The 11,975-nt window shown below is 66.5% G+C and carries 12 protein-coding genes and 1 tRNA gene; 8 read left to right on the top strand and 5 right to left on the bottom strand.

Annotated elements, in window-relative coordinates; genetic code table 11:
* Nucleotides 1-11 precede the first annotated feature (11 nt).
* Both J2W14_RS07010 and J2W14_RS07005 read left to right on the top strand, forming a co-directional pair.
* Entirely contained in the window at nucleotides 12-812 is an 801-nt protein-coding gene (locus tag J2W14_RS07010; RefSeq protein ID WP_307460331.1) for an SDR family oxidoreductase, read from the top strand.
* 46 nt (nucleotides 813-858) lie between these two features.
* Nucleotides 859-934 (top strand) — tRNA-Ala (locus J2W14_RS07005).
* Between the two features lie 115 nt (nucleotides 935-1,049).
* Here J2W14_RS07005 and J2W14_RS07000 read toward each other — a convergent pair.
* From J2W14_RS07000 to J2W14_RS06990, 3 genes are all read right to left on the bottom strand, one after another.
* Nucleotides 1,050-1,700 carry a hypothetical protein gene (locus J2W14_RS07000; protein WP_307460330.1) on the bottom strand — a complete coding sequence of 217 codons (651 nt, stop codon included), beginning with the start codon at nucleotides 1,698-1,700 and terminating at the stop codon, nucleotides 1,050-1,052.
* Between the two features lie 309 nt (nucleotides 1,701-2,009).
* A complete protein-coding gene (locus J2W14_RS06995; RefSeq protein ID WP_307460327.1) occupies nucleotides 2,010-3,185 on the bottom strand; it encodes a hypothetical protein in 1,176 nt (391 codons plus the stop codon).
* A gap of 91 nt (nucleotides 3,186-3,276) precedes the next feature.
* Nucleotides 3,277-3,558 (bottom strand): hypothetical protein, encoded by a 282-nt coding sequence (locus J2W14_RS06990; protein WP_307460326.1) that lies wholly within the window; start codon nucleotides 3,556-3,558, stop codon nucleotides 3,277-3,279.
* A 515-nt stretch (nucleotides 3,559-4,073) separates the two neighbouring features.
* On the opposite strand from J2W14_RS06990, the gene J2W14_RS06985 reads away from it, so the two are divergent.
* From J2W14_RS06985 to J2W14_RS06960, 6 genes are all read left to right on the top strand, one after another.
* A complete protein-coding gene (locus J2W14_RS06985) occupies nucleotides 4,074-4,619 on the top strand; it encodes a PadR family transcriptional regulator (protein ID WP_307460324.1) in 546 nt (181 codons plus the stop codon).
* A gap of 4 nt (nucleotides 4,620-4,623) precedes the next feature.
* Complete coding sequence (locus J2W14_RS06980) at nucleotides 4,624-6,336, top strand: ABC1 kinase family protein (protein ID WP_307460321.1); 1,713 nt, start codon at nucleotides 4,624-4,626, stop codon at nucleotides 6,334-6,336.
* A 36-nt stretch (nucleotides 6,337-6,372) separates the two neighbouring features.
* Entirely contained in the window at nucleotides 6,373-6,840 is a 468-nt protein-coding gene (locus tag J2W14_RS06975; protein ID WP_307460318.1) for a GatB/YqeY domain-containing protein, read from the top strand.
* 161 nt (nucleotides 6,841-7,001) lie between these two features.
* Nucleotides 7,002-8,123: a class I SAM-dependent methyltransferase gene (locus J2W14_RS06970; RefSeq protein WP_307460618.1), complete on the top strand. Its 1,122-nt coding sequence runs from the start codon at nucleotides 7,002-7,004 to the stop codon at nucleotides 8,121-8,123.
* A 58-nt stretch (nucleotides 8,124-8,181) separates the two neighbouring features.
* On the top strand, nucleotides 8,182-9,774 hold the full coding sequence (locus J2W14_RS06965) for an ABC-F family ATP-binding cassette domain-containing protein (protein WP_307460316.1): 1,593 nt from the start codon (nucleotides 8,182-8,184) through the stop codon (nucleotides 9,772-9,774).
* Nucleotides 9,775-9,893: 119 nt separating this feature from the next.
* Nucleotides 9,894-10,208, top strand: coding sequence for a hypothetical protein (locus J2W14_RS06960; protein ID WP_307460314.1), 315 nt, complete (start codon nucleotides 9,894-9,896; stop codon nucleotides 10,206-10,208).
* Between the two features lie 122 nt (nucleotides 10,209-10,330).
* Here J2W14_RS06960 and corA read toward each other — a convergent pair whose 3' ends face one another.
* Together corA and J2W14_RS06950 are read right to left on the bottom strand one after the other, a co-directional pair.
* Entirely contained in the window at nucleotides 10,331-11,326 is a 996-nt protein-coding gene (corA, locus tag J2W14_RS06955; RefSeq protein ID WP_307460312.1) for a magnesium/cobalt transporter CorA, read from the bottom strand.
* 75 nt (nucleotides 11,327-11,401) lie between these two features.
* Nucleotides 11,402-11,899: an Lrp/AsnC family transcriptional regulator gene (locus J2W14_RS06950; protein ID WP_307460310.1), complete on the bottom strand. Its 498-nt coding sequence runs from the start codon at nucleotides 11,897-11,899 to the stop codon at nucleotides 11,402-11,404.
* Between the last annotated feature and the right edge of the window lie 76 nt (nucleotides 11,900-11,975).

Here is an 11,975-nt window from a genome sequence, read left to right as displayed (position 1 = left end):
AGCCTCAGGGCATGACTCGAATTTGCGTTGCCGGGGGAACCGGCCAGGTGGGCCGCGAGGTGGTGCGGCAGGCCGTCGCGGCGGGGTCCGGGGTGGCGGTCCTCTCCCGGAATCCGCCTCCTGCCGGGGACCCCGCCCGGACCGCCGGCGCGGAGTACTTTCCGGCCGACGTGACTACCGGGGCGGGGCTGGCCGCGGCGCTGGCCGGGGCCGACGTCGTGATCGACTGCCTGGAGGGGCGGTCCGGGAAGGCGCTGAAAGACTTCGCCGACGGCGGCGCACGGCTGCTTGCCGCCGCCCAGGACGCCGGCGTGCCCCGGGCCGTGGTGCTGTCCATCGTCAACTGCGACCGGAGCAGCTTCGGCTACTACGCCTCGAAGGCAGCCAAGGAGCTGGTCTACGAGCGGTCCGGACTCGAGACCGTCGCGCTCCGGGCGACGCAGTTCCATTCACTGCTCGCGACCACTTTCGCCGCCGGCTCGAAACTGCGGATCATCCCCGTGGTCGCAGGCGCCCGTTTCCAGCCCATTGCACCCGCCGATGTCGCGGCCGCCCTGCTCGAGGAGGCCCTGAAACCGGCAACGGGACGGCGGCACAGCGTCAGGACCGTCGGCGGCCCCGAGATCCACGGGATGGGGGAGTTCGCCCGGCAATGGAAGGCAGCCACCGGCTCCCGTGCACGGCCGGTGCGCCTGCCGCTGCCCGGGGCGATGGGAAAATACCTGCGCGCGGGCCTGAACCTGGCCCCGGAGGAACGCCACGCCGGTGAGACTTTCAGCGGCTGGCTGGCAAAGAAGGCGGATAGTTTGTAGCCTAGGGACACCGGCAACGCCGTTCCTTCGGGACCGGCGTTGCTTCGGGGCTATAGCTCAGTTGGTAGAGCGCTTCGTTCGCATCGAAGAGGTCAGGAGTTCGAATCTCCTTAGCTCCACCATTTGCAGGGGGTTCCTGACCACCGGACTCCTGAATTAAACTCTTAACGAAGAGTCTTCATGTTCATGTGTGCGGAGGGCCCGACTCAGCTCCCCCGAACCGTGCACCGATGCTGCCTAAGGGAAAATCACCGGGATCAGTTCATCCAGTGGCGTTTTGGTGCGACGGGCCCAGGCGCCCGCGGCGGCGGCCAGCGCCAAGGCGGAGCCGAACAGGACCCGAGATGCACCGTGGCGACTGACCAGCTCTGTCGCCGAACGCGATGCCCGTCTCTTCCCTGCCAGGGCCAGGACCTCAGTTGCCGCCTTCTCGCCGTTCCAGTGACCCGGCGGAAGGGTGCTGTCTTTGACGGGGTCCCCAGGTACCCAATCCGAGGCTCCGGCGAACCAGCTATCCAGCAGACCAAGGGCCGCACCGATGCAGCCGGCTACGGTCGGCGCTGTGCCGTCCGGCGATTCGGGCGGTATGTCTTCAAGTAGATCAGTGGCGTATCCGGTGGCGCCGCTGAGCATGGCGCCGACGACCTCCCGCAATATGTCAATCGCCAGGTCGCGCGAAGTGCCCACCGGGCTGAATAACTCCAAGTTGCGGCGTTCACTTGCGTTGGCCATCGCTCGATGGAGCTCTTGCATATCGACGGGCTGTCCGCCGCGGTAATCGATATCTTCAGCTGCAAACAACGACTCAAGTTCTGCCATCCCCGGTGCTTGATTAATCTCAGGGATTCCGTCCGGTTCCGCGTCGCGCCGTTTGTAGCCGTCCGTCATTCGTCCATCGTGCCAGCATCGAAAGAACAGCGACAGGCCAACACACAAATCCGTACGGCGGCCTTCTACTGCGAACTCTTCCCACGGAAGTCCGCTACATGAGGATGTCTGTCGGCACCTGGCCGCTTGTCGCGATCATCGTCCTGACCACAATCATCGCGGTCGTTGCCGTCGCAGCCGCCAAGGAATCGAAGGACCTTGACCTGGACACCATCGGCAAAACACCGAAACAACCGGCAGCGCGTCGCGTCAGTCAAGGGGCCGCCTGGCGACACGTGGGGCCGCCATCCGGCCACGGCTCCCTGAGTGTTACCGATTTTGTTGGTAGCCCCAGCTGAGGGCGTCCCGCACGCAGCGGGTACTGAAACCGGGGTGATCCGCCGTGAGCCGTTCCACTTGCTCGGTAGTTTCGGACGGTGTCCAGGCGTAGCGGGATCCGTCCCCGATGAGTTTCTCGGCCTTGGCCATCGCATCGTCGAGGTCGGCCCGGGAGTGGAGATCGCCGAGCGTTCCATGGATAGGGATGGCCCCGAGGAACTGCCCTTTGGAGAACCGCCTGTTGAAGTAGAAAAGGGCGAACACTCCGTCGAGGAGATCGGCGGATCGCGCTGATGCGATGAGTTCTTTCCGGCGCCGCTTCTCTGCGTCCCGGTTGCCCTGGATCATAAAGGTTCCGTAGGCGAGGGTCCGGCGGTAGGTGTCGCGAGAGAAGCCCGGGGCATCGCTTTTCATCCGGCTCAGCACGGACTCGACGGTTTCGCCGTCGAGGTGGGCCGTGCCGTAAGTCGACGCATGGAACAAGAGCCGGTCTGCCCGGTTTTCCAGATCTTCCAGTTCAGCGGGCCGCACGTTTGGGAAAAGTCCAGGGACCGAGAGCTTCATGTATGCGTTGTGGCGAAGCACGGCACGTCGACGATTGTGTAGCACAATGACGAAGATGGAGTCCGGCAGGTCCAACCCCCATGACTCTTCGACCGCTTGCCGGCGAATGGACGCCTCGGCCCAATCAAGCCGGCTGTGAAAGTTGGGCGGCCTCGACGCTCCCTGGTAGCCGAACGAGGACAGCGTGTATGACTCATTCCCGCCATCTATGACGTCCTTAACAACGAAATGACCGTCCTGGAACGACAGGCCGTCGTACCACGACCCGAAAACGAGCAAGGCTTCGGCGGCCAGGCGATGGGCAAGAATCCGGTCCGATTCCGACAATGTCGACGCGTTCAGTCCACTGTTCCTCGCGTATCGGCTATCACCCAAGGACCGGATATGAACGTGGACCTGGTTCTGGCCCAATTCGCGGTCGACCGCGTTTTGGCTGAACGCGACGATCGGTATCAGGCGGTCCTGCCATGTCAGCAGGAAAAGGTCTCCGCCGGTTTGCGCGGCGCCGTTGATCAGTTCCAGCCGGGCCCGGCGGTCCTGGTCAACAATGCGGCGCCGCGCGCCACACATGTAGCCGTCCGGCTGGTCCCCAATTGTGAACATTTATCCCCCCGAAATGCGGCCGAAGCCAGCCTCTTACACATGCATCATAGGGGTGGGTGGTCCGCGTCCCCGCGCACTTGTCCGGATGCTTCTATTTCCAGGCTCTGACGTAGTCGACCTTCACGGTGGAGGCTTTCCCGTCCACGGTGCTGGTCTTGGCCTTGCCGATATTCAAGACGAGGTACTGCGGGGCGTTGCCGTCGTCGGTGCGGAAAGACTTGACCTTGACGCCGTCCACGTAGACCTCGGAGAGGTTGTCCTTGCGCCAGAGGCCGTGGGTGTGGAACTTGTCGCCCCAATAGCCCGGAATCGGTCCTTGGTTGTGCGTACGGGAGCTTGAGTGGTCATTGGACGTCAGCTTTCCCTCGAGCACGCTGTCGCCGCGCAGGCAGCATCCCCGGACACGCCGTCAACCGCCAGTCCGGGCACCCACGACTGCCCGTCCACTGACGGCGGCGTGCCGCCCTGCGAACCCGGCCTTGCGGCAGCCCCCGCTGCCGCTGCGCAACTTGCTTCGACCAGTCCGCGCCGGTGCCCGTGGGGGTCCCCGGCGCGTGGACCCAGGCCGAAGGACGCGGTGATGGACAGCGCGGCCCCCGCCGCCGTTCCGGAAAATAACGTGGTGAGTTTCTTCATGACTACTCCCGGAGCTCGCGTTCGGTTGCTGGCGTCATCCCGCGGTGCAAAGGGCGCGGGGCAAACAGAAATACGCCTTTTTCTATGGTGGCACCGAACCGGTGAAGTGGCCGGAAATAGTGCGGCCGAAGATTTATGCGTCCGCGGTGGAGCGGGCCCTTGAGCGGGCCGGCGCCGCTCTTGGTTTCGTGAGAATTTCGGATGTATCGTTAACTATCGTTGTATATCGTTCGCGATCTTCCAGAGGAGAGCATGTTGCACAATTCATTCCCGGCAGGCGGATTCCGCGGCAACAATGTCGACAGCATGTGGCAGGCCGTTGAGGAGTTGCGTTCGAGGTTCGAGAAGCGCTCGGGTTCCCGTGCGGGGCGGGGTGAGGTGCGCTCGGCCGTGCTGGCACTGCTTGCCGAGCGGCCGATGCACGGCTACCAGATCATTCGTGAAATCGAGGAGCGCAGCGGTGGCAGCTGGAAGCCCAGCGCGGGCTCCGTCTATCCCACGCTCCAACTGCTGGCCGATGAGGGCCTGATCCGTGCCGAGGAATCCAACGGCCGCAAGATCTATTCCCTGACGGAAGCCGGCCGGGAGTCTGTCGCGGGTGCCGATGCGTCAGCGCCCTGGGACTCGGCGGCACCGGCGTCGGGCGGCGGTTTCGCGGCGCTGCCCAAGGCGGGCGTCGAGCTCGCCCAGGCCGCGTCCCAGGTGGGCCGCACCGGCACGCCGGAGCAGGTGCAGGAGGCCGTGGCGGTGCTCGACGACGCGCGCCGCCGGCTGTACGCGATCCTCGCCAAGGGCTGACGGGGTGACGTCGGTTCGCCCGGAGCGCGCAGATCCGCTTCCCCACGGCCGGGCCTACCGTGCCCGGTACCGTCGCATCCTGCGCTTCGCCGCGTGGCATCTCGCGGTGACCTGGTGGTTTGAGCTGTTCCTCCCGCGCCTCGGGCTGGTCCGGGTTGCCGAGCGCACCAGGGCGAAGAGGATGCTGCTCTTCGCGCAGCGTTTCCATGTCCTGGCAGTGGACCTCGGCGGCCTGATGATCAAGGTCGGTCAGTTCCTGTCCTCCAGGCTCGACGTGCTCCCGCCCGAGATCACCACGGAACTGGAGGGGCTGCAGGACGAGGTGCCCCCGGTGTCCTTCGCCGCGATCCGCACCCTCGCCGAGGCCGAGCTGGGCGCGCCGCTGGAGCAGTTGTTCGACTCCGTGGAGGAGACACCGATCGCCGCGGCGTCGCTCGGGCAGGCCCACCGGGCCAGGCTTCGCCCGGGCGACGCCGCCGACACCGGGCTTGATTGTGTTGTGCTGAAGGTCCAGCGGCCGGGCATCGACGCCATCGTCGACGTCGACCTGGCGGCATTGCGCAAGGTCGGCGGCTGGCTCAGCCGGGTGCGCCTGGTGTCCGACCGGGCCGACATGCCCGCCCTGGTTGAGGAGTTTGCGCAGACCAGCCTGGAGGAGATCGACTACCTGCATGAGGGGGCAAACGCGGAGCGGTTCGCGGATGAATTTGCCGATGACGGCCGGGTGGGCGTGCCCGACGTCGTCTGGGAGCGGAGCACCCGCCGCGTGCTCACGCTCGAAGACGTCACGGCGATCAAGATCACGGACTCGGCAGCGCTGCTGGCCGCGGGCATCGATCCGGCGCAGGTTGCCCCGGTTTTCGCCTCGGTCATGTTCGACCAGATGTTCACGACCGGGTTTTTCCACGCCGATCCCCACCCCGGCAACATCTTTGTCACGCCGGATAACAGTCCGTCCGCGGAGCGCCCCTGGAAGCTGACGTTCATCGACTTCGGCATGATGGGCGAGGTTCCGGCGAGCACGCGCAGCGGGCTGCGGAAGCTGCTCATCGCGGCTGCCTCGCGGGACGGCGAGGGGCTGGTGGCCGCCATCCGGAACGTGGGCGTGCTGGTGCCCTCGGCCGACACGGTGGAGCTGGAGCGGGCGATGACGCACCTCTTCGCCCGGTTCGGCGGGATGGGCTTCGCCGAGCTTCGCGAGGTGGACCCGCGGGAGTTCCGGGACTTCGCGGTGGAATTCGGCGACGTGGTCCGCTCCCTGCCGTTCCAGCTGCCGGAGAATTTCCTGCTCATCATCCGGGCCATGTCGCTGACCTCGGGAGTGTGCAGCTCGCTGGATGCCCGGTTCAATCTCTGGGACTCGGTGGAACCCTACGCGGCGCAGCTGCTGCGCGACGAGCGGGGCAACATCGCCCAGGACGTGGCCCAGCAGGCGATGGACGCCGCAGGGCTGGCCCTGGGCCTGCCGAAACGGCTGGACCGGCTCCTGACCCGGCTGGAGGACGGTTCGCTGGCGGTTGCCACTCCCCGTCTTGAGCAACAGGTCAAGCGGCTGGACCGCACGGGGCAGCGGTCGGCGTCGGCCCTGGTCTTCGGTGCCCTGCTCATTGCCGGTTCCGTGGCGCGCGCGGATGACATGGTGCTCGGCAGTGTCCTCATGCTCGTGTCGGTGGTTCCGCTGCTGCACGGACTGTGGGCGGGGCGCGGCGGCCTCTGACAGCCCGATATCCTGTCAAGTGAGACGAGGAGAATCATGACCACCCTGAAAGAACGACTGCACGCCGACGTCGTCGGCCACATGAAGGACCGCAACAAGGTAGCACTCACCACGGTGCGCAACGTCCTGGGCGAAATCGAAACCCGCGAGAAGTCCGGCAAGACCCCGATCGTGCTCGACGACGCCCAGGTGACGTCCCTGCTGCAGAAGGAAGCCGCCAAGCGCCGCGACACCGCCCGCATCTATACCGAGGCGGGAGAGGCCGAACGGGCCGCCGCGGAAATCGCCGAAGCCGAGATCATCGAGGCGTACCTGCCGAAGGCACTGACCGCCGCCGAGGTGGAGGCGATTGTCGACGGCGTGATCGGTGACCTCACGGCCGACGGCACCGAACTGACGATGCGCCAGCTGGGCGCGGTGATGAAGCCGGTGACCGCCAAGGTCGCCGGACGCTTCGACGGCAAAGCCGTCAGCGAGATCGTACGCAGCCGCATCGCGCAGTGACCGGGCGCCCGCCTGTATCCTGAGTAGGTGCGTTCCGCCGCACACGTCAGTCTCCGATCCGCCCCTCGGACTCTGGGATTGGAACTCTTATCGCTACCGCCGTGCCGGACCAACCCCTGGCCATCCCGACGCCCTCCCGTACGCACCCGCAGGCAGCCGCGGTGGACGAGCCTGCGGTCGTGACATGGGCAGAGGGCGGCCACAGCAGGACCGCCCGCTGGCGGTCGGCGAACGGCAGGCCCGCGCCCGCCCGCGTCGAAGTGGTCACCGACTCCCTCACCGCCGATGAGGCGAACCGGTTGGCGTCCCAGGGCACCGCGATGCTTTGGCAGGGTGACTTCCACAACGCGCGGCAGATCCTCAACGCCCTGGACCGGCGGGTGGGCGCCGGGAAGAAAAAGGCCGCCCCCACCCCTGCCGATGAGTTTTATCGGCACCGCCAGTCCCGCTCGCACCGGGCACGCATTCTCGGCCTGCTGCTGATTCCGCTTGACCCGGGACCGGTGGTGCCGCTGCGGCGCGCCCCGGACATCCGGCAGGCCGCCGAGGAGGCGTACGGGGACATCGGCGAGCCTTCGGTGGTGTCGCTCCACGAGCTCGTCGGGGCCATCGGCGCGCACGAATGGCGAAAAAACGGCGTCTACGTCGAGGCCCTGCAGGGCCGCATCCACCCGCACTACGGCACGTTCTTCCCGACCCGCAGTGAGTACGTCGATCTGGTGGCAGCCGCGCCGCTGCCCTCCGACAGGCTGGCGTTCGACGTCGGCACCGGCACCGGCGTGCTCGCTGCCGTGCTCGCCCGCCGCGGCGTCCGCCGTGTGGTGGCGACGGACAATGAACCCCGCGCGATTGCCTGCGCCGGCGAGAATTTCCGGAATCTGGGCGTCCAGGACAGGGCAGAGGCGGTCCTGACCGACATGTTCCCGCCCGGCCGTGCGCCGCTCATCGTGTGCAACCCGCCGTGGATTCCGGCCACGCCGCATTCCTCGCTGGACAATGCCGTCTATGACCCCGGCAGCCGGATGCTCTTCCGTTTCCTGAACGAGCTCGCCGAGCACCTGGAACCGGGCGGTGAGGGGTGGCTCGTGCTCTCCGATCTGGCCGAGCACCTGGGGCTGCGGTCCCGTGATGACCTGCTGGGCGCCATCGAGGCCGCCGGGCTGAAGGTGCTGGAACGGTCCGGCACCAAGCCAACCCACCCCAAGGCATCCGACCGGAACGATCCTCTGTTCGGGGCCCGGTCGGCCGAAGTCACCTCACTGTGGCGGCTCGTGCCCCGTTAGTGCCGCGCCCCGCCGTGTGCCCCCGCCGTTCAGACCCCAAATCGAAAGAGAAACACCCATGAGCCTGATCCGGCTGCAAGACGTCAGCGTGCGCTTCGACAACACCCAGATTCTCCGGGAAGCGTTCTTCCGCCTCGAGACGGGCGACCGGGTCGGCCTGATCGGCAAAAACGGCTCCGGCAAGACAACCATCCTCAAACTGGTCCTCGACCAGGTGACGCCGGATACCGGCACGGTCACCCTGGAACTGGGCACCAAGGTGGGCTACTTCTCCCAGTTCTCCGAGCTCAACGGGGACGCCACCATTCTTGAAGTCCTCGACGCGCTGTTTACCGAGATCAAGGCGATCGAGGCCGAGCTGGCCGCCATCGACGCCGCCATCGCCGCCGACCCGGCGGACGCCGAACTCGACCGCCTCATCAGCCGCCAGGCCGAGCTGTTCGAGGACATGGAACGGCTCGACGGCTGGGACTACCCGCGGCGCATCGACACAGTCCTCACCACGCTGGGCTTCGACGAGGCCCACCGGAGCTGCGCGATCGACGAGCTGTCCGGCGGCTGGCGCAACCGTGCGGCCCTGGCCAAAATCCTGCTCGAAGGCCCCGACGTTCTGCTGCTCGACGAACCCACCAACTTCCTGGACGTGGCCGGCGTCGAATGGCTCGAAAGCTGGTTCCGGGACTTCAAGGGCGCCGCGATCATCGTCTCGCACGACCGGAAATTCCTCGACGCCGTCGTCACCCGGATCATCGAGGTGGAAAACTTCCACCTGCACGAATACCCGGGCAACTTCGGCGAATACGTGGTGCAGAAACAGTTCCGCCTCAAAACCCTGGAGCAGCAGTTCGTGCACGAATCGGAGCTCCTGGCCTTCGAAGCCGAAGGGATCTCCGACCGCCGCGAGGCGGCCAAGGCCGCCAGCAGCGGGCTCGGGAACCAGCTGGCCAAGATCAAGAAGTCCCGCACCCCCCGCCCGGTCGACCAGATTGTCACCGAGATCTACGGCGGCCTGCACGTCAAGGACGTCCTCTGCCGGATCGAGGGGCTGGGCAAGTCCTACGGCGAAAAGCTGCTGTTCGACGGCCTGAGCTTCGAGATCCGCCGCGGCAACCGGATCGTGGTCCTCGGTTCCAACGGCAGCGGCAAGTCCACACTCCTGAAGGTGCTGACCGGCGAAGAGCGCGCCGACTCCGGCGAGGTGGCCTGGGCCAAGGGGCCAGGCTTCGTCTCCTACAACCAGATGCTCGAGGACCTCGACGACGCCGACACCGTCTCGCACGCGGTCAACGCGCTGCCTGACAGCCTGGCGTTCAGCGCCACGAAGAAGTCCGTCAACCGGTTCCTTGCGATGTTCCAGTTCTCCGAGGCGGACCTCAAACAGAAGATCGGGAACCTCTCCGGCGGGCAGAAGGCGCGCGTCGCGATGGCGCAGTGCCTCCTCTCCGGTGCCTCGGTCCTGCTGCTGGATGAGCCGACCAACCACCTGGACATGTCCAGCACCCAGGTCATGGAACGCGCGCTGGTGCACTTCCCGGGCGCCGTCGTGGTGGTCAGCCACGACCGGTTCTTCAGCGAAAAAATCGCCAACCGCCACCTGGTGTTCGGCGCGGACGGCGCCGCGCCGGGCGAAATCGACGTCCGCGCCGCCTAGAGGCCGTTAACCCCAGACCGGCCGGCGGGGAGCTGAGAGCGAGGACGGTCCCGTCCGGGGTCCGCAGGTAGGACGACCCCCGGACCGCCGGACCGCCGTGTCCGCGGGATAATGGAAGCATGACCGAACAGGACCAGGACCGCGACCCGTGGGAGGAGTTCGACCGGCTCAACCCGGCGGCACCCGACCGGGTGGCGGGCTACCCCGGGGGTGAACCCGTGGGCTTCGGCTTCCGCACGGGCGTCCGCAGCGCGAAGGTGGCCATCGGGTTCGCCGTCTATGCCTTGGCGCTGGGAACGATCCTGGTGGTGGTCGGCGCCGTCGTCTTCATCGGCGAAAGCCAGTGGCTGCTGTTCGGGCTGATGGTGCTGATCGAGGCGGTGTTTGTCCTGGCGTTCAGCCGGCTGGTCGCGCAGGCCCGGCTGCGCCGCTGAGCACCGGCGCCGCTGACAGCCCAGGCGTGACGCGGTCGCGCTATCTCCGGTGCCGGGAGGTCAGGGCCAGGTAGACCCCCAGACGCCGGACTACACACGGGTCCGCCGGACAGATCCGCCCGTCAGAGCCAGCCCTTCCGCTTGAAGATGCCGTACATCAGGGCGGCGGTGGAGCCCATCAGCCCGATGGCCATCGGGTAGCCGTAGCTCCACTGCAGCTCCGGCATCCCCTCAAAGTTCATGCCGTAGATGCCCGCCACAATGGACGGGGCGAAGAAGATGGCCGCCCAGGACGAGATCTTCTTGACCTGCTCATTCTGCTCGGCGCTGGCCTCGTTCTGCCGGTTGGCCGTCAGCGTCCCGTCGAGGGTGAGGGCGTTCTGCAGGAGGTCCCGGAAGGAATCGGCGCGGGAGATCAGCCGCTCCACGTGGTCTTCGACGTCGCGGAGGTTGTGCTGAAGCTCGGGTTTCACTGAATATTTCTCGAAGCCGCCCCGGAGCAGCTGCATCATGGCCGGGAGCGGATGGATGGCGCGCTGGAACTGGATGACCTCGCGGGCCAGCTCGTAGATCCGCCGCGAGACCGTGGAGTCGCCGCTGAACAGCTGGTCCTCGATCTCGTCGATGTCGTTCTCCAGCCCCGCCACGACGGGCACGTAGTCGTCCACCACCTGGTCCATCAGGGCGTAGAGCACAGCCTCCGGGCCGTGGCACAGGAGGTCGGGGCGCTTCTCCAGCTTTCGCCGCACCTGTGCCACCCCGCCGGTTTCGGCATGCCGGACGGTGACGACGAAATTCTTCCCGGTGAACACGTGGAGTTCGCCGAATTCCACGGTTTCCGTCGCGTCAAGGTAGCGCGCGGGCCGCAGCACCGTGAAGAGGATGTCGTCGTAGCGTTCGAGCTTGGGGCGCTGGTGGGCCGAAATGGCGTCTTCCACGGCGAGGCTGTGCAGCCCGAACTCCGCGGCGACGGCGGCCATTTCATCCTCCGTCGGCCGGTACAGGCCGATCCACGCCATCCCGCCGTGCCGGCTCAGGGTGTCAAAGGTCTGTTCGAGGCTTTGCGGCTCGGCGCTGCGCACGCCGTCAACGTAGACGGCGTTATCGATGATAGTCACGGGCTCATTATCCAGTCTTCTGTAGTCATGGCCGCGCGGGGCCGGCCGCCCCCGCCCGGCCACCGGGCAGCAGGGTCACTTCGCCTTGGCGGGGGCCAGCGAGCTGCCCTGGGCCAGCCGGCTGATCAGCGGTTCGGTGCGGTACTGGATGTGGGTGTACAGGGCAAGAACGGTCTCGGTCCGGATGACGCCCTTGATCCGCAGAATGGAGCGCAGGGCGGCCTGCAGACTGTGGGTGTCGGTGGCCACCACGCGGCACCACACATCGCCGCGGCCGGAGATCTCGTGGACCTCCAGGACCTGCGCGATCAGGCGCAGGGCTCCCACCACACCGTCGAGTTCCCGGTGGTTGACCTCGATCGTCACGAAGGCCACGACGTCGTAGCCCACCGCTTCAAGATCGATCTCGCGGCCGCCGTCGTGCAGCAAACCCGAACGCTGCATGCGCCGGACGCGGGACTGCGCGGTGTTGCGGGCAATGCCCAGTTTTTCGCTGAGGTCGCCGATCTGGACCCGCGGGTCCCGGATCAGTTCCAGCAGGATTTTCAGGTCGGTGGGGTCCAGGCTGTTCAAAACGTCACTTCGGTTCACTGTGAGGGCGGATGATTGATTGTTTTGATCAATTTTGGCATGGAATTTAGCTGCACGG

The sequence above is a fragment of the Pseudarthrobacter oxydans genome (genome assembly GCF_030812335.1).
Taxonomy (GTDB): domain Bacteria; phylum Actinomycetota; class Actinomycetes; order Actinomycetales; family Micrococcaceae; genus Arthrobacter; species Arthrobacter oxydans_B.
Note: the sequence above shows the minus strand (reverse complement) of the source record. Positions and strands in the feature narration are given on the sequence as shown.